The sequence below is a fragment of the Psychromicrobium lacuslunae genome (assembly GCF_000950575.1).
Lineage (GTDB): Bacteria > Actinomycetota > Actinomycetes > Actinomycetales > Micrococcaceae > Renibacterium > Renibacterium lacuslunae.
Map to the genome: position 1 here is coordinate 3,392,687 of NZ_CP011005.1, position 18,188 is coordinate 3,410,874.

10 protein-coding genes are annotated in these 18,188 nt (G+C 58.8%); 9 read left to right on the plus strand and 1 reads right to left on the minus strand.

Going from position 1 to position 18,188, the window contains the following annotated elements; translation table 11 throughout:
* Positions 1 to 120 precede the first annotated feature (120 nt).
* Positions 121 to 2,727, minus strand: a complete 2,607-nt coding sequence (gene glgP / locus UM93_RS16025; protein WP_045077652.1) for an alpha-glucan family phosphorylase — start codon at positions 2,725 to 2,727, stop codon at positions 121 to 123.
* 251 nt (positions 2,728 to 2,978) lie between these two features.
* On the opposite strand from glgP, the gene UM93_RS16030 reads away from it, so the two are divergent.
* The 9 genes from UM93_RS16030 (at position 2,979) to UM93_RS16070 (ending at position 17,933) form a co-directional block, all read left to right on the plus strand.
* Entirely contained in the window at positions 2,979 to 4,376 is a 1,398-nt protein-coding gene (locus UM93_RS16030) for an extracellular solute-binding protein (RefSeq protein ID WP_052663857.1), read from the plus strand.
* 23 nt (positions 4,377 to 4,399) lie between these two features.
* Positions 4,400 to 5,302 (plus strand): carbohydrate ABC transporter permease, encoded by a 903-nt coding sequence (locus tag UM93_RS16035; RefSeq protein WP_045077655.1) that lies wholly within the window; start codon positions 4,400 to 4,402, stop codon positions 5,300 to 5,302.
* Entirely contained in the window at positions 5,299 to 6,183 is an 885-nt protein-coding gene (locus UM93_RS16040) for a carbohydrate ABC transporter permease (RefSeq protein WP_045076486.1), read from the plus strand. Before UM93_RS16035 ends, UM93_RS16040 begins: the two co-directional genes overlap by 4 nt.
* 137 nt (positions 6,184 to 6,320) lie before the next feature.
* The gene (locus UM93_RS16045; protein ID WP_082057303.1) at positions 6,321 to 8,357 is read left to right on the plus strand and encodes an alpha-1,4-glucan--maltose-1-phosphate maltosyltransferase; all 2,037 of its coding nucleotides are present in this window, start codon (positions 6,321 to 6,323) and stop codon (positions 8,355 to 8,357) included.
* Positions 8,354 to 10,216: a maltose alpha-D-glucosyltransferase gene (treS, locus tag UM93_RS16050; protein ID WP_082057203.1), complete on the plus strand. Its 1,863-nt coding sequence runs from the start codon at positions 8,354 to 8,356 to the stop codon at positions 10,214 to 10,216. The genes UM93_RS16045 and treS overlap by 4 nt, the downstream gene beginning before the upstream one ends.
* On the plus strand, positions 10,216 to 13,854 hold the full coding sequence (gene glgB / locus UM93_RS16055) for a 1,4-alpha-glucan branching protein GlgB (protein ID WP_045076487.1): 3,639 nt from the start codon (positions 10,216 to 10,218) through the stop codon (positions 13,852 to 13,854). Before treS ends, glgB begins: the two co-directional genes overlap by 1 nt.
* A gap of 214 nt (positions 13,855 to 14,068) precedes the next feature.
* Positions 14,069 to 15,364, plus strand: a complete 1,296-nt coding sequence (locus tag UM93_RS16060) for an NtaA/DmoA family FMN-dependent monooxygenase (protein WP_157874183.1) — start codon at positions 14,069 to 14,071, stop codon at positions 15,362 to 15,364.
* Positions 15,364 to 16,905 (plus strand): aromatic amino acid ammonia-lyase, encoded by a 1,542-nt coding sequence (locus tag UM93_RS16065; RefSeq protein ID WP_045076489.1) that lies wholly within the window; start codon positions 15,364 to 15,366, stop codon positions 16,903 to 16,905. The genes UM93_RS16060 and UM93_RS16065 overlap by 1 nt, the downstream gene beginning before the upstream one ends.
* Complete coding sequence (locus UM93_RS16070; protein ID WP_045076490.1) at positions 16,902 to 17,933, plus strand: PLP-dependent cysteine synthase family protein; 1,032 nt, start codon at positions 16,902 to 16,904, stop codon at positions 17,931 to 17,933. Before UM93_RS16065 ends, UM93_RS16070 begins: the two co-directional genes overlap by 4 nt.
* Positions 17,934 to 18,188 lie beyond the last annotated feature (255 nt).

Consider the following 18,188-nt stretch of genomic DNA (forward strand, 5'->3'; position numbering starts at 1 on the left):
AAGAGCTTGTCGCCCCTCAACGATCCCCATCGAGTAAGCCTCGTCGAGTTCGGAGATCTGCACGTTATGACACGGTCAAAACGTGCAGATCTCCGAACTCGACGCGGAGACGGGGTCGGTTTAGGCGCTGGTGATCAGACCCAACTCGGCGCGAGAGGCCAATTGCGGGTTCTCCGGCAAGACCCGCACCGTGTAGCCGAAGCTACCGGAACGATCAATCACCACATCGCCGCTGAATAGGTGACGGCCGTTGCCTAGGTCTTCGGTGGCCTGCAAGGCTACCGAGTCAGTGTCGCTCAGCTCGTCGCTTTCAAGCGCTTTACCGAAGGCCGCCTCGACCCGGACATCCTCGGTGGAGAGGCCGTCGAGGTAAACGTAGGCCCGCACGGTGAGCGTGTCGCCAATCTGAGGTTCATCTGAGACGCCGACTGAATCAACGTGCTCAACTGCCAAGTCCGGCCAAGCCGTGCTGACCTTGGAGCGCCACGCTGCCAACTCTTTAGCCGCAGCGAAACCATTCGCGGTGGCGGCGCGGCCTGCGATGGCTGCCGGCTCGTAGAGCTTGTGCACGTAATCGTCGAGCATGCGCTCGGCGGAAACCGCCGGACCCAAGGTTGCCAGGGTGTGCTTGATCATGGAGATCCAGTGCGTCGGGAGCTCAGAAGCCTGCGGACTGGACGCGCCAGCGGCACCGGCAGCTTCCGAGGTGCCGCCCGCGCCGTAGAAGCGTGGTGCTACTTGGTTCTCTAGCAACTCGTAGAGGGCGGCCGCTTCAATGTCGTCGCGTTCCTCCGCGCTGGCCCCGTTATTGGCAGTCGGGATCGCCCAGCCGTTCTCGCCGTCGTACATCTCGTCCCACCAACCATCGAGCACCGAGAGGTTTAGGCCGCCATTAATCGCCGCCTTCATCCCCGAGGTGCCGCAGGCTTCCAAAGGGCGCAGAGGATTATTGAGCCAGACGTCGCAACCCGGGAAAAGCGTGCGGGCCATCGCAATGTCGTAATTCGGCAGGAAGACGATGCGGTGCCGCACCTCCGGGTCATCGGTGAAGCGGACCAGGTCCTGGATCATCTTCTTTCCGGCGTCGTCCGCGGGGTGCGATTTACCGGCGATGACCAGCTGAATCGGATGCTTCTCGTCGAGCAGCAGCGCCTTTAAGCGTGCCGGTTCGCGCAGCATTAAGGTCAGTCGTTTATAGGTCGGCACCCGGCGAGCAAAGCCAATGGTCAGCACATCCGGATCCAGTACAGAATCGGTCCAGGCTAGCTCGGCATCGGCGGCACCACGCTTCTTCCAGGAAGCGCGCACCCGGCGGCGCACGTCCTCGATCAATGCGGCCCGGAGTTCGCGCCGCATTGCCCAGATTTCCTGATCCGGCACTTCGTAAACCTTCGACCAGTCGGGCTGGTCCAGCACGCTGTTACCGAAACGTTCTGCGGCAAGCGAGCTGATCTTGGGATCCACCCAAGTCGGCACGTGCACGCCGTTGGTGACCGAGGAGATCGGCACCTCCTGATGATCGAAGCCCGGCCAAAGCCCGGAGAACATCTCACGGGAAACCACGCCATGCAGCTTTGCCACACCATTGGCACGTTGCGCCAATCGCAGGCCCATCACCGCCATATTGAAGACCGCAGGATCGCCGCCCTGGTAGCTCTCCGAGCCAAGGCTGAGAATATTCTCCAGCGGCACTCCGGGGGCCAAGCCAGCCTCGAAGAAATGCTGAATTTGAGCTTTTTGGAAGCGGTCGATGCCAGCCGGCACCGGGGTGTGGGTGGTGAAAACCGTCGAGGCGCGGCCAGCGGCCAAGGCCTCGTCCCAGTTCAGGTGCTCGGTCCCGATCAACTCACGAATTCGTTCGATGCCGAGGAAGCCAGCATGACCCTCGTTGGTATGGAAAACCTCGGGAGCGGGCACCCCGCTGAGTCGTTGGTAGACCCGCAGTGCCTTAACTCCACCCATGCCGAGCAGTAACTCCTGTTGCAGCCGGTGATCCCCGCCACCGCCATAGAGTCGGTCGGTGATTAGTCGAGCGGCGTCGTCATTGCCAGGGACGTTGGAATCCAAGAGCAGCAACGGAACCCGGCCGACGTCGGCCCGCCAGATCCAGGCATGCAATTCCCGACCCTCCGGTAATGGCAAGGTCACCTGCGCTGGGCTGCCATCGGCTTCGCGTAGCAGGGTGAGCGGCAGACCGTCTGGGTCAAGCACAGGATAGGTCTCTTGCTGCCAGGCATCGCGGGAGAGCGACTGCTTGAAGTAACCAGCCTGGTAAAGCAGCCCGACGCCGATCAGCGGTACACCCAGGTCAGAGGCCGCCTTGAGGTGGTCACCGGCCAGAATGCCGAGACCGCCCGAGTATTGCGGTAGCACCTCGGTAATACCGAATTCCGGCGAGAAGTAGGCGATGCACTTTGGTGCGTCCTCGCTCAGACCCTGATACCACCGGGGCTCTTCGAGGTAGCGCTGCAAATCCTCGGCTGCCCGCCGTACCCGGTCCACCACATCGGTGTTCTCGGAGAGTTGTTGAAGCTGCTCTCGGCTTACCGAACCGAGAAAAGTTACCGGGTCGTGGGCGCTGTCATCCCACAGCTGTTGGTCTAGCGAAGCGAAAAGCTCGCGCGTTGGCAGGTGCCAGGACCAGCGGAGGTTGGTGGCGAGCCGCGCCAAGGGCGCAATCGACTCGGGGAGCACGGTACGGACAGTAAATCTGCGGATGGCCTTCACGCTGACTACGGTAGCGGACAAAAGCGACTGGTGGAATTCATTTGAGTTTCCTTTTGGTATATGACGCGTAAACGCTTGCGCAACGTGTCGTGAAGTCTTCCGGCTCCGGTAGCAGTGAGGCCGGTTGGGGGGCGGAGGTATTGGAAGTTTTTCTGGAACTCATTGGAAGTCGTCACGCCACGGCGAGTCACGGTGTTCGGATGGATAGGCTAGGAGGTAGGACACCAACAAAGGTGATGGAGGTTCGGTAGATGGTTGACATTGGGCGGGTCGCTGAACGGTCGGCGGCATCCACTGTGCGAAGACGAAGTTTTCTGAGCGGCTTATTGGGTGCGGGCTTATTACTGCCCGCTCTGAGCGGATGCGCGGGAAACTCGGCGAACACGCTCAAGATCGCCTATCAGCAATGGGGCTCGGGCAAGGTGATGGAGAACTTCCTAGCCAAGATCAGCGAGCAGTTCCGTCTCAGCCAGCCCGATATCCAAATTCATTTGATTCCGCTGGTGGCAGCCGAAAACGACTACTTCACTAAAAACGAATTGATGATGTCAAGCGATGCCACCACTCCAGATCTGGTTTTTGAAGACACCTTCATTTTGAAGTCCGATGTGGCGGCCGGTTATCTGCAGACGTTGACGGATCGAGTGCAGGGCTGGGAACCGTGGCAGCAGATCTACGACTCGGCGAAGACGGCTGTCACCGGCGAAGACGGCAAGATCTATGGAGTGCCAGCCGGCACCGACACTCGGGCGCTCTGGTACAACACAGATTTGTTTCGTCAAGCTGGCCTTCCGGTGCCCTGGCAGCCCAAAGATTGGCAGCAATTGCTGGCCGATCTCGCGGTGCTGAAAAAGACGTTGCCTGAGGTCATTCCGTTCAATATTTTCTCCGGCAAAGCGCAGGGCGAGAAAGCCTCGATGCAGGGCTTCGAAATGCTGCTCTATGGCACCGAATCCACGCTTTACGATGAAGCACAAAAGAAGTGGGTGATCGGAAGTAAAGGTTTTATTGACAGCCTGAGCTTTATTGAGAAGATCTTTTCGGAGAAGCTAGGTCCGAGCCTCAGCCGGGCGCTCGATGCGAATCTGACTGAGACCGTCTACACAGATTGGTTGCCGAAGGCCAAGCTTGCGGTGGCTCTGGACGGCGGTTGGATTAGCAATAACTGGGTACCGCAGGCACCCGGTGAATGGCCCGAATGGTCATCGGTGTTGAAGCAGGCGAAGATGCCAACCCAGCATGGCCAAGCGCCGGGTTATAGCACCCTGGCTGGTGGCTGGTGCTGGGCCTTACCGACCAGAACGAAAAAGGCCGATCTGGCCTGGGAATATCTGAAAACCATCTCGACCACCGAGAACATGATGAACTACAACATCGCCGATAACGGGGTGGCGGTGCGCAAAGATGTTGCAGCCCAGGAAAAGTACCGAACGTACACCCCCACCATCCAATTCTTCACCTCTCTGGTTGAGGGCGCGACCTTCCGGCCAGCGCTTGCCGCCTATCCACAAATCTCGGCAGCGATCCAAGAAGCCATGGAGAAGGTGATGATCTCCGGTACTTCGCCGCAGCAGGCGGCTGAAGCCTACGATGCGCAGATCACAGGCATCGTCGGCGCTGAGAAAGTCACCAAGGGGGTGGCGAAGTGAGTGCTGAAGCGGTCGGAACTCGGATGACGCCGACGAAGCAGCGGAGTCCTCGCAAGCCGAGTAGGATGATGCGCCGGGCCGCTCCTTTATTGCCCGCGCTGATCCTGCTGCTGATTTTTATGCTCGGCCCGATTATCTACAGCGTCTATTTGTCGCTGACCAATAAAGCGCTGCGCGGTGAGGGTTCGGCCAGCACCGACTTCGTTGGCTTGGCGAACTTCGGCCAGGCTTTCAGCTCACCACAATTCTGGCATTCGGTTGGTCTGACCTTGATTTTCACCCTGGTCACTGCGGTGATCGGACAGAACATTCTCGGTATGGTGCTGGCTCTACTAATGCGTTCAGCCAGCAAAATCGTCACCACCCTGACCAGCGCGATTATTATTGCGGCTTGGATCTTGCCCGAGGTGGTGGCCGGCTATCTTTGGTACACCTTCCTCGGTGAAAAAGGTTCGCTCAACGGACTGCTGAACTTCCTCGGTCTGCCTAGCCAAGACCTGCTGATCAGCCTGCCTATTCTGGCGGTTTCTTTCGCGAATATCTGGCGAGGCACCGCCTTCAGTATGTTGGTCTACCGCGCTGCACTATCGCAGGTCTCCCCGGACGTTGATGAATCCGCGCAACTCGACGGCGCGGGAGGCTGGCGCCGTTTCTTCTCGGTGACGTTGCCGATCATTAGGCGCTCTGTGCTCACCAACTTGATGTTAATAACCTTGCAAACCCTTTCGGTCTTCGGGCTGATCTACATCATGACCAAGGGCGGCCCGGGCGGTGCCAGCCAAACTCTGCCACTTTTCATGTATGAACAGGCATTCAGCTTCGGCCAACTTGGTTACGGCACCGCTGTGGCGCTGATTCTGCTGGCCATCGGTGGTGTTGCCTCGTTGATTTATATGAAGCTGCTGCCCAGAGAGGACAAATCATGAGCGCCGCTGTCAGCAGCACCCAGGTCTCCGGTGCCCAGCCTAGAACCACCGGACTTAGGACTCGTTTCAATAGCACGAAGCTGGTGACCAGCCTGCTTCTGCTGGTGGTCGCTCTGGTTTTCTGCATCCCCTTGCTTTGGGTGGTATTTGCTTCGATCAACCCTGAGGCCACGCTCGCGGTTGAGTGGCCGAAGCAACCCAGCTTAGAGAACTTCTCCGCCATCATGAACACCAAAACCACCTTCCGCCCCATTCTTAATTCGTTGCTATTGTGTGGCGGGGCGACGCTGCTCACGGTGGTCTGCTCGGCGCTCGCCGCCTATCCGCTTTCCAGATATCAGTCTCGGGCGAAACGACCCTTCCTGCTGGTGATTATCTTTGCCACCGGACTGCCGATCACCGCGGTGATGATTCCGGTGTATGCAATGTTCGTGCAGGTCAATCTCATTGATTCGATGCCCGGAGCGATCCTCTTCTTGGCCGCCTCCTCACTGCCTTACGCAATTTTCCTGATGAAGAACTTTATGGACGGCGTACCCAAAGAGATCGAAGAAAGCGCTTGGACTGAAGGCGCCTCGACCATGCAAGCATTGCGTTTCGTGGTGCTTCCGCTGACCCGCCCCGGTACCGCAGTGGTGACCATCTTCACCTTCGTCGGGATGTGGGGCAACTTCTTCGTACCCTTCATGCTGCTGCTTTCGCCGGATAATCTGCCGGCCTCGGTGAGCCTTTACACTTTCTCCTCGCAATATGGTCAGGTCGCCTACGGACAGCTAGCGGCTTTTTCCTTGGTGTACTCGGCTCCAGTGGTGTTGCTGTATCTGGTAATGGGACGCCGACTAGGCGTCGGCTTTACCGCGGCTGGCGGTCTCAAAGGTTAAGACCCGGGCAGGAATATCTTTTACATACATCGCAATCGGAGCACATTCTCGCTAACGTGTGGAAGGTGACTACAGATCATGCTTCGCGTGCCAAACGCTCGCTCGGTGCGGCAAAAAAAGCCGGTAAAACAGCGCCAGTGACTGAAACATCTAGCGTGCTGGCGGAAACTACCGTCGGCAGGATTCCGATTTTCGATGTGGCGCCGGTGATTGAAGGCGGCGCGGTACCCGCAAAAGCAATTCCCGCCGGCGAACTCGAAGTTTCTGCCACGGTGTTTCGTGAGGGGCACGACCTGATTGGTGTCGAAGCCGTATTGCTCAGCCCGGATGGCGCAGCGGACCAGCGTATCCGATTGCGGCCCTTACTGGATGGCACCGACCGTTGGCAGGGTCGGCTTGCTCCTTCCGAGATCGGCCACTGGAAATTCAGGATAGAAGCTTGGTCCGACGTCTACGCCACTTGGCAGCACAATGCCGAGGTGAAGATCGCCGCCGACGTTGACGTCGAGCTCATGCTTGCGGAAGGCGCCGCGCTGCTCAGCCAGGCAGCCGGGCAGCGGACCCGCGCGAACGCGGACCGCCAAGTGCTGAACACAGCGGCCAGCGGTCTGGCTGATCAGAGCCAGCCGGTACCTGTCAGGCTGGGCGCCGGTGTTTCTGCAGCAGTGCTGGAGGTGATGACCAAGGAGCCGATCCGTGAGTTGCTCACGCTGAGCGATGAGTACCCGATCGAAGTCGAGCGAGCGGCGGCCGGCCGTGGCTCCTGGTATGAATTCTTCCCGCGTTCAGAGGGCGCTAGCAGGCATCCGGAGACCGGGGAATGGACCAGTGGGAACTTCCGCACCGCGCTGCACAGCCTGGATAGAGTCGCCGCGATGGGCTTCGACGTCATCTATCTGCCACCCATTCACCCGATTGGTGAAGTCAATCGCAAGGGACCGAACAATACCTTGGTAGCTGGGCCGGCAGATCCCGGCTCGCCCTGGGCGATCGGCTCCCGAGACGGCGGGCATGACGCAATCCATCCCGATTTGGGTGACTTTAAAGACTTCGACGCCTTCGTCAGCCGGGCGACCGAGTTGCAGTTGGAAGTTGCCCTTGACTTGGCGCTGCAGGCGGCCCCTGACCACCCCTGGGCCACCGAACACCCGGAATGGTTCACCACCCGAATCGACGGCAGTATCGCCTACGCGGAGAACCCGCCCAAAAAGTACCAGGACATTTACCCGCTCAACTTCGATAACGACCCCGATGGGCTGAGCAGCGAGGTTTTGCGCATTGTTGAGCTGTGGATCAGCCACGGCGTCAAGATCTTCCGGGTCGATAATCCGCACACCAAACCGCTCTGGTTCTGGCAGTGGCTGATCGCCAAGGTCCGGGCTAAGCACCCGGAAACAGTCTTCTTGGCTGAGGCGTTCACTGTACCGGCGATGATGCACGCCCTGGGCCGCGCCGGGTTCCAACAGTCGTATAGCTACTTCACCTGGCGGAACACCAAGGCAGAGGTCGAAGAATACTTCCAGGAAGTCAGTCACCAATCGGCTGCCTTTTACCGGCCAAACTTTTTCGTCAACACCCCAGATATTCTCACTGAATATCTGCAATATGGTGGACCGGCGGCCTTCAAAATCCGGGCAGTCTTGGCCGCCATGGGCAGTCCGTTGTGGGGGGTCTACGCCGGCTACGAGCTTTTCGAACACGTGGCAAGGCCCGGCGCTGAGGAATACATCGATAACGAAAAATACGAGTACAAGGCGCGTGACTTCGCTGCCGCGGAGCAGTCGGGCCGCTCATTGGCGCCCTTCATCACCCTGCTCAACCAGATTCGTCGTGAGCATCCGGCACTCGGGGAGCTGAGCAACCTGACCGTGCATGCAAGCAGCGACCCCGCTACAGTAGCCTTCAGCAAGCACAAAAATGTGCGGTCAGCCGACGGCAGCACGCACCGCGACACCATTATTGTGGTGGTGAACGTCGATCCACACAGTGTCAGGGAAGGTGTGGTGTCTTTGGATCTGGCGGCTCTTCAAATCGACAGCTTCAACGCCGATGGCACCTTCACCGTCGATGAACTCATTACCGGCCAAAGCTGGCAATGGGGGAATGAAAACTACGTCCGATTGGACGCACACCTTGAACCAGCCCATATTCTTCACGTTAGGCGTCCTGCATGAGCATTTCTTCCGGCCACTTCAGCATGAACGCTCCGGGCCTGCAACATGACCCGCATTGGTATCGCAAGGCGGTCTTTTACGAGGTTTTAGTACGGGCCTTTCACGACGCCAATGGCGATGGCTCCGGCGATTTCTCTGGGCTGATCGAAAGACTCGATTACCTGCAATGGCTCGGCATTGATTGCCTCTGGGTGCCCCCGTTCTTCCAATCGCCATTACGCGACGGCGGCTACGATATCTCCGATTACTATCAGGTCCTCGACGAGTTCGGCACACTTTCGGACTTTCAGCGTCTAGTTTCCGAGGCACACGCTCGCGGCGTTCGGGTGATTATTGATCTACCCGTCAATCACACCTCCGATCAGCACGCCTGGTTCCAGGCCTCGCGCGAGGACCCGGAAGGCCCGTTTGGAGATTTTTATGTCTGGAGCGATACCGACGAGAAATATCAAGATGCCCGGATCATTTTTGTCGATACTGAAGAATCTAACTGGACCTTCGATCCGATTCGTCGCCAGTTCTTCTGGCATCGCTTCTTTAGCCACCAGCCGGATTTGAACTTCGAGAACCCGAGGGTCGTCGAAGCGATTTTCGACGTGGTCAGATTCTGGCTCGACCAAGGCATCGATGGTTTCCGCGCCGACGCCATCCCCTACCTCTTCGAAGAGGAGGGCACCAACTGCGAAAACCTGCCCGGCACCCATGATTTCCTGCGCGATTTGCGGGCTATGGTGGATGAGGAATACCCGGGTCGGGTGATCATCGCGGAAGCCAACCAGATGCCCGACGAAGTGGTTGAATACTTTGGTACCGCAGAGGAGCCGGAATGCCATATGGCTTTCCACTTCCCGATCATGCCGCGGCTCTTTTACGCGCTGCGTGACCAGAAGGCAGCACCCATTATCGAGACAATGCAGGACACCCCTGCCATTCCGCGAGGCGCACAATGGGGCACTTTCCTGCGGAACCACGATGAACTCACTCTGGAAATGGTGACTCCGGCTGAACGCGAGGCAATGCTCGGCTGGTATGCGCCGGATGCGCGGATGCGCGCCAATGTCGGAATCAGACGCCGTCTGGCACCTTTGCTAGATAACTCTCGTGCTGAAATCGAGCTGATCAATGCGCTGCTGCTGGCGATGCCGGGTAGCCCATTCCTCTATTACGGCGATGAAATTGGGATGGGCGAGAACATCTGGCTCACCGACCGTGACGCGGTACGCACCCCGATGCAGTGGACCCCGGATCGGAACGCGGGGTTCTCCACCGCAGACCCCGGAAAGCTTTATCTGCCGGTGATTCAGTCGCTGGTCTATCACTTCAACCAGACCAACGTGGAAGCGCAGCAGGCGCACTCTGCGTCGCTGCTGAACTGGACCCGGCAGATCCTCAGCGTGCGTAAAGCACACTTGGCCTTCGGTCTCGGCGGTTACCAAAACGTTGAGGCCAGCGCGGAGCCGGTATTGGCGTTCCTGCGCGAATTACCGCAGGACAATATCGAGGGTGAGGCTGAGGAGAGCATGCTGTGCGTGTTCAACCTTTCGCAGAACCCGGTGGCCACCCAGCTGCGATTGCCGCAATACGCCGGCCGCGGCCTGCGCGACGTCTTTGGCGGCACGCTCTTCCCCACCATTGGTGATGACGGAATTCTGACCCTGACCCTGGGAAGCCACGACTTTTTCTGGTTGCGGATCCGTTCAAGCAATTCGAATCTTGCCTCGCCGGTGACTCAGGCAATGCCCTTGGTGACTTTGCAGTCCCGGCAGCATCCGCCGTCGTCAGCACCGTCGTTCCCGGTCGCTCCTGCGCTCGTCGAGCCGGGTAGCGAGCCAACCACTTCCGGAGGTGTTACCCCCTAATGGCTCAGCTCAGCCCGACCATCCCTGAACTGCTTGCTTCCTGGCTGCCCGGCAAACGCTGGTTCCCGGCTAAGAACAATCAGCTCAGGCTGAGCCGGGCTGGTGGTTTCCGTTTGGAAGATCCGCAGGGGAAGGTCGGACTGGAGGTCCACCTGGTCGCGGTGCACACTGCGGACCGGGTGGAAGTGTTGCAAGTCCCGTTGAGTTACCGGGAGGCACCGCTGGCGGATGCTGAAGCGCACTTACTGGGCACCACCGAACACTCAGAGTTCGGCAAAAGGTGGATTTATGACGCGGTGCACGACCCAGTTTTCATCGCCGCCTGGTTGGATTTCCTGGCGAAAGAAACGATTCTCGACGACGGGGCTGCGCTAGCTCACTCGACCGCGGCCTTTCGAGCATCCCATCAGATTGGTGTCACCCAGAGAATTAGGGTGATTAGCGCCGAGCAGTCGAATAGTTCGGTAGTGATTAGAAATCCTGAGTTATCGGTGATTTTGAAGTTTTTCAGAGTGCTCGCCACCGGCACCAACCCGGATATTGAAGTCGGCAGCGCATTGACCGAGGCTGGTAGCACCGAGTCCCCGAGCCTGCATGGCTGGGCGAGCGGCAGCTGGCAGAACGCTGCCGGACAGACGGTTTCCGGCAGCCTGTGCGTGATGCATGAATTTGTGGCCAAAGCAGAAGATGTTTGGCAACTGGCGGTGCAACGCGCAAAATCAACGATGGAAGCCGCACCGAACCCTGAAACTGATTCTGAGGTTTCTAGTTCAGCGGGATTTGTTAGCGGGGATTTCTCGGCGGAAGCTGCTGAGCTTGGTCGGGTCACCGCGCGCTTGCATCAGACTATGCGGACTGCCTTAGGGGAGAGCCCGCTGGATGATCTGCAGCGAGAAAGCTTCCTCGCCGCTCTGGCCCAGCGGATTCGCTGGGCCTGGTCGCAAGCTCACCGAGCGGTGGGTGATTACCAGGGCAAGGTTGATGCAGTCCTTGCGGCCCTGAACGACATCACCGATCTGCCGCCGCTGCAAAGGATTCACGGCGATCTGCATTTGGGGCAGCTGATTCGAACCGAGCAGCCAGCTCGCTGGCTAGTGCTAGATTTCGAAGGCGAGCCGTTGCGCCCGGTGGCTGAACGGTCACTGCCGGATGTTCCGCTGCGAGACGTGGTTGGTTTGCTTCGGTCAATCGATTACGCAGCGGCAAGCGCCGGTTTGGATGAGAAGACGAGTTCCCGTTGGGTAGCGGAAAGTTCAGCGGCTTACCTCGACGGCTATCGGAGTATCGCGGGAGAGGACCTGCCCGGAGCGGAATCGGCCTTGTTTCCCGCCCTCTGGCTGGATAAGGCGCTCTACGAGGTGGTCTACGAACTCCGCAACCGACCGGACTGGCTTCCCGTCCCGGTGGCGGCGGTTCGACGTTTATTCGATGCAACGGAGGAGGTGCAGATGGAAAACACGCCAATCCAACTGGATCAGGAGAGTCTAGCGAGAATCTCGGAGGGCAGCCATCACGCCCCGCACGCGATCCTGGGGCCACATTTCGACGACAATGGCCGACTGACCATTCGCACTTTGCGGCATCTGGCAGAGCAGGTTTCGGTGCTAACCACCAGTGGTGAGACTCCGATGCGACATGAGTACGGCGGTATTTGGGTTGCCTTGATCGAACCGGAAGAGCCCGGTCACGCCCCCGACTACCGGATTAAAATGAGCTACTCCGATGAGCACGAAGCTGTCTCAGATGATCCCTACCGTTTTTTGCCGACGGTCGGTGAAGTCGACCTGCACCTGATCGGAGAAGGACGGCACGAGGAGCTATGGAATGTGCTGGGCGCGCATTTGCACAGCTATCCTTCTGTGCTCGGAGAGGTGCACGGGGTGAGTTTCGCGGTGTGGGCCCCAAATGCGCAGGCCGTGCGGGTGAAGGCCGAGTTCAACGATTGGGACGGGCGACAGCATGCCATGCGGTCGCTGGGTTCCTCCGGAGTATGGGAGTTATTTGTCCCCGGTGCCACCGCGGGCAGTCGCTATAAGTTCGAGATCCTTTCGCAGGCCGGCGACTGGCATGAAAAAGCTGATCCGATGGCGTTTGGCACCGAGATTCCACCGCTCACCGCTTCGCGAGTGGTGGAATCAAGCTACCAGTTCAAAGATCAGGACTGGATGTCAGCGCGCGCCGAACGAGACCCGCACAATTCACCAATGAGTGTCTATGAAGTGCACCTGGGCTCCTGGCGCCCCGGTCTGAGCTATCAGGACCTGGCCCGTGAATTGGTCGAATACGTGCAATGGATGGGTTTCACGCATGTGGAGTTCATGCCGGTTGCCGAGCACCCCTTCGGCGGTTCCTGGGGATATCAAGTTACTTCTTACTTCGCGCCAACTTCCAGGTTCGGCCATCCCGACGAGTTCAAGCACCTGATCGACGCGCTGCACCAGGCAGGTATTGGCGCGATTATGGACTGGGTGCCTGCGCATTTCCCGAAGGACGAGTGGGCGCTGGCGAAGTTCGACGGCGGTCCACTGTATGAGCACTCCGACCCACGACTGGGTGAACACCCGGACTGGGGCACGCTGATCTTCGATTTTGGCCGCTCCGAGGTGCGGAATTTCCTGACCGCAAATGCGCTGTACTGGCTTGAGGTTTTCCACCTCGACGGGTTGCGGGTCGATGCGGTCGCCTCGATGCTCTACCTTGACTATTCCCGGCAAGAAGGTGAGTGGAGCCCGAACCGGCATGGTGGCCGGGAAAACCTGGAGGCGATCTCCTTTCTCCAAGAAATGAGCGCCACCGCCTATAAGCGCTCGGGTGGCATCGTTACCATCGCCGAGGAATCGACTGCCTTCCCCGGCGTCACCGCGCCAACCGATCATGGCGGCCTTGGCTTCGGACTGAAGTGGAACATGGGTTGGATGCACGATTCACTGGCTTATATTTCTGAGGACCCGATTAATCGCAGCTGGCATCACGGCATTGCGACCTTCTCCCTGGTTTATGCCTTTACCGAGAACTTCTTGCTCCCGATCAGCCACGATGAGGTGGTGCATGGCAAGGGCTCGATGCTCCGTAAAATGCCAGGCGATCGCTGGCAACAACTCGCCAACCTCCGAGCTTTCTTGGCTTGGCAGTGGGCCCACCCCGGCAAGCAACTGATTTTCATGGGCACCGAATTCGGTCAGGAAGCCGAGTGGAGCGAGCAACACGGCCTGGATTGGTGGCTTGCCGATATGCCGCCACATCGAGGTCTGCAGTTGATGGTGAAGCAGCTCAATGAGATCTATCGCAACACCTCGGCGTTGTGGGAGCAGGACAATATCGGCGGTGGCTTCGAGTGGATCAACGCTAACGACGCGGAGCACAATGTGCTTTCCTTTGTGCGCTGGGACAAGGCCGGGCATCCGCTGGTTTGCGTGGTCAATTTCGCGGGCAACCCCCATCATGACTACCGGCTCGGCCTACCTTTTGCCGGCCAGTGGCGCGAAGTGCTGAACACCGACGCCGAAGAGTATGGCGGCTCCGGCGTCGGCAACGGTGGCTCCGTCGCCGCGGTACAGGAAGGCTGGGACTCACGCCCGGCGTCGGCAACCCTCAGCCTGCCCCCTCTCGGCGCGCTCTATCTCAGCCCAGAGAACTAAATCTCGGCCCAAACTCCGTCGAGTGTCGAGATAAGGGGCTTAAAAACCCGGAGTAAGCCCCCAGATCTCGACACTCGAATCGGGGTGTGGGCAGGTTGAGCGGCTGCGAAAATTTTTCGGTATCCCACAGATATTTTTAACGTTGGATGACTGCTCATGACGTTTGATGAATCCGCAAAGTGCTCGGTACGCGGCGGACTCCTATAGTCAGGGAATGTTGCATTTTGGCTGGTTTGTCGGGCACGGCTTTGGCGTGCAGGGTTGGGGAACCCCAGGTTACTCCCTAGGTTACGACTGGAAACGTCCCGAAATTTATCAAGAGGCGGTGCGGCATTTCGAGCGGTCCGGCCTTGACCTTTTCATTATCGAAGACTCCCTCACGGTGCCAGACACCTATGGAGCCAGCTCCGAAGTGTCGCTAGCGCAAGCATCCTTTGCCCCTAAACACGATCCTCTTGCGCTGGTACCTTATTTGCTCTCGGCTACTAAAAACCTTGGCATTGTGCCAACCGTGAGCGCCTCCTTTTACCCGCCATTCACCGCAGCCCGGTTGCTGGCCACCCTGCAACATTTTTCAGATCGTCAGTTGGGCTGGAATGTGGTCACCTCAGGGAGCGACCTGGCCGCCCAAAATTACGGCCTGGATCAACAGATCGAACACGATATTCGGTATGAGAAGGCGGAGGAATTCGTCGATGTGGTGCGCAAGCTTTGGCGAAGCTGGCAGCCGGATGCCATTGTCGAGGATGTTAAGCGTGGCATCTATGCCGACCACCGAAAAGTCGAGCCGATCCATCATCGCGGCGAGTTCTTCCGGGTCCGTGGTCCGCTGAATACCGCACCACTTCCGGAGGAACCGGTGCTGGTTCAGGCCGGTGCTTCGCCGAGGGGGCGCGCCTTTGCCGGCGGTCACGCCGATGTCGCCCTTGCCTTGGCGCGTGGCGTGGACGGCATGCGCAGCTATCGAGAGTCGATCCGCGCCGAGGCCGCGGCAAGCGGTCGAAATCCCGACCACGTCAAGGTCTTGTTTGTGCTGAAACCCACTGTGGTCTCCTCCCCAGCCGAGGCCGAAGAGCTACGTGCCCAGCGTGAGGCGCTAACGCAGCGCGATATCGACAGTCAACTGAACTCGATTTCTTATCTCTCGGTGATCGACTTCAAGAAATTCGACCTTGACGAGCCTCTGCCGAAGCTCAGTACCAACAGCAATCAGGGCACCCTGGAGCACTTCGCCTCGGCGGCACCGGCGGGCGCAACACTGCGAGAGATCCTGAGCAAACGTAGCGGTGGAGCTGGCGACAGCATTATCGGCACCCCCGAACAGATCGTCGATTATCTTGAGCAGACCGCAGCGGAAGTGGGTGGTGACGGCTTCTTATTCTCCGGATTCGTAGACCCCAGCACCGTGCACGGTGTGCTGGATCGGTTGGTTCCGGTCCTGCGGCGTCGCGGTTTGCTCAGGACGAGCTTTGGCGATGGTGGCTTACGCGCGAATTTGCGAGATTTCTGATGACCTTGTTGCTCGGGGCCGAACCGCTCTCGGCGCAGAGGTTTGCCACCGCCGTCAATCAGGCAGAGCAGATTGAGCTTGATAATTCGGCGAGGATCAGCATCGAACGATCCCGGGAGTTAGTCGAACAGGTCGCGAGCATTGGGCAGCCAGTGTACGGACTCAACACGCTTCTGGGCTCGGGACGGAATACCGAGGTGTCAGCCCAGAAGCTGCTGGCCTATCAGCTCCAGGTGATCCGCTACCACGCCAGTGGGATCGGCCCTTATCTGAGTCGCCGACAGGCTCGCGCAGTGTTGCTCTCCCGCTTGGTCGGCTTTAGCCGGGGCGGTTCGGGGGTGCACCCGGAAACTGCTGAGCTCTATCGACAGCTACTGAACCGCAACGTTTACCCGGCGATTCCCAGCCGGGGCTCGGTTGGTTCTTCCGATCTGGTTCAGCTGGCTGCAGTGGCGAGTGTGGCAATTGCTGAGGGTGAAGCCTTCGATGCGGCGGGCGAGTTGATTTCCGGCGCTCAAGCCTTAGCCGCAGCCGGCCTCGAACCCGTGGTGCTGCGGCCCTTGGAGGGGCTTGCCTTGATTAGCGCCAACTCCTACTCGCTCGGTGTTGCGGCATTGATTTTGGCTGAGCTGAGGCGATTGGCTGCCTCGGCGGACGCGGCTTTGGCGCTCTCCCTAGAAGTGATTGGTCGATATGACAATGGCGGGTCGCTTGAGCCTTTTTCAGCTTCGATTGCTGCGGCCAAGAGTTTCAGCGGACTAGCTGAGAGCAGCGAACTGGTGCGGCAACTGCTGCGCGGCAGCCCCTTGGAGGACGCGAGCCGACGAGCGAGCGTTCAGGATGCTTTGTCCTTCCGCTCCGCGCCACAGACTCATGGTGCCTTCCGCACCCAGTTACAGCACCTTGAGGAGACTCTCAATATCGAGTTCGCTGGCAGGGCAGACAACCCCTTGGTTGACCTGGACAGCGGCACATTGATCTCGGGCGGAAACTTCCAAATCGTCAATCTGGCCCTGAATCTTGAGTCTCTGAAGATCGCTTTGGCGCATCTGGGCATTATTAGCGAACGCCGAATCGCAAAATTGTATCCAGCGCAGCGGACGATTAGGCAAGAAAAATTGGCCGCTGCGGACAGCGACCCGGGCACCGAGGAATTGCCCGGCTTACTTTGGTATTCGGCGGCGAGTCTGCTGGCCGAGCTCAAAGTTCTGGCTCAGCCGGCCACCTTGGGCGCGCCGACGCTTTCAGCAGACATTGAAGACCACTCAACGCTCGCGCCGCTGGCTTTGCAGCAATTGGAAAGAGCAGTTGAGGTGCTGCAAAAACTACTCACCATTGAGGTTCTGAGCGCTAGCTATTTGCTAACTCAGCCGAAAACAACTGCGGGGCCAAGCCCGCAAATCAGCAGCAGAACGCGCAACAGCCTGGGCGCAGGAAGCCAAAGTTTGGTTGATCGAATCGAACCAATCCTGGCGTCCGGATACTCTGCGGCTGCTCTAGTGAGTAAGGCTCATCAGAAACTATTTGGGGGAGAAGGATGACCATTCAGTTGGATCCCGGTATTGCCAGTGAAACTGAGCTGGCTGCGATTGGCAATACAGCGTTGGTAGAGGTTACTGGCCTCGACCTCCCAGCCTCGGTCGGGCGGAGCAGAGTGCTCTTGAAACTTGAATCCGACAATCCGGGGGGTTCGATTAAGGATCGAACTGCCCTCAATATGGTCCGAGAGGCTGAACTGAGCGGCGATCTGCAGCCCGGCGCCACCATTGTGGAAAGCACCTCGGGAAACACTGGAGTGGGGCTTGCCTTGATCGGGGCGCTCACCGGGCATCCAGTGGTGATCATTACCGGGCAGGACACCTCGACGGAAAAAATCGAGGCGCTTCGCCGCCACCGCGCAAGAGTGGTGTTTGCCGACTGGGAAGCGGCGGCGGACTCTCCGGAGAACCCCAGAGCGGTAGCAGCCAGGATCGCTGAAGGCATTCCAGGGTCGTGGCGTCCGCAACAGTTCGATAATGCGGCGAATCCTTCGGCTCACTATTTTGGCACTGGCCCGGAGATTTGGCGGCAAACTCAGCGAGCTATCACGCACTTCGTAGCTGCGGTGGGGACAGGTGGCACCGTGACCGGTACCGGACGCTTCCTCAAGGAGCACAGTCAAGGTCGAGTGAAAGTTATTGCTGCGGATCCCGAAGGTTCGGTTTATTCGGGCGGCGAGCCCGGCAGAGTGCTTGTCGATGGGGTGGGGAACACCTGGCCGCGAAGCCTCTGGCCAACTTCCTTCGACCCGACGGTAGTTGATGAGTATTTGAGCATCGGGAACGATGAGAGTTACACCACCTTGCACTTCCTGCGGAATCGTCACGGCCTGCTGCTTGGACCCTCTTCCGGACTGGCGCTCGCTGCGGCTCGGAGGGTTGCCGCGGAGGCTCCCGACGGCTCAGTAGTGGTGGCGATTGCACCAGACACCGGTAGCAACTATCTGAGTAAAGCCTTTAACCCGCAGTGGCTGGAGCAGCAGCAAATCCGAGTGGCGGGCAAGTTGCCTGTTCTTGACGTTGGTTCTTGAACTGGTACTTGATCTCAATTTTTGTTCTGTAAGCGAAGCTGTGATGTGGGAGCAGCTTGGCTGGGTCTAGGCAGCGCTTCCCTAGATGCGGCTGGCTGGAGCTACTTAGCCCGAGCTACTTAGATAGATCTACTTAGCTAGGCGAGGAGGTCTGAATCCGCGCAGTTCCGGGAGTTTGGCGCCAACAGAGAGCCGAGTTTGTATTCACCCGAGACCGGTGGTACAGTTAATTCCCGCGCCAAGGAACGAAATAAT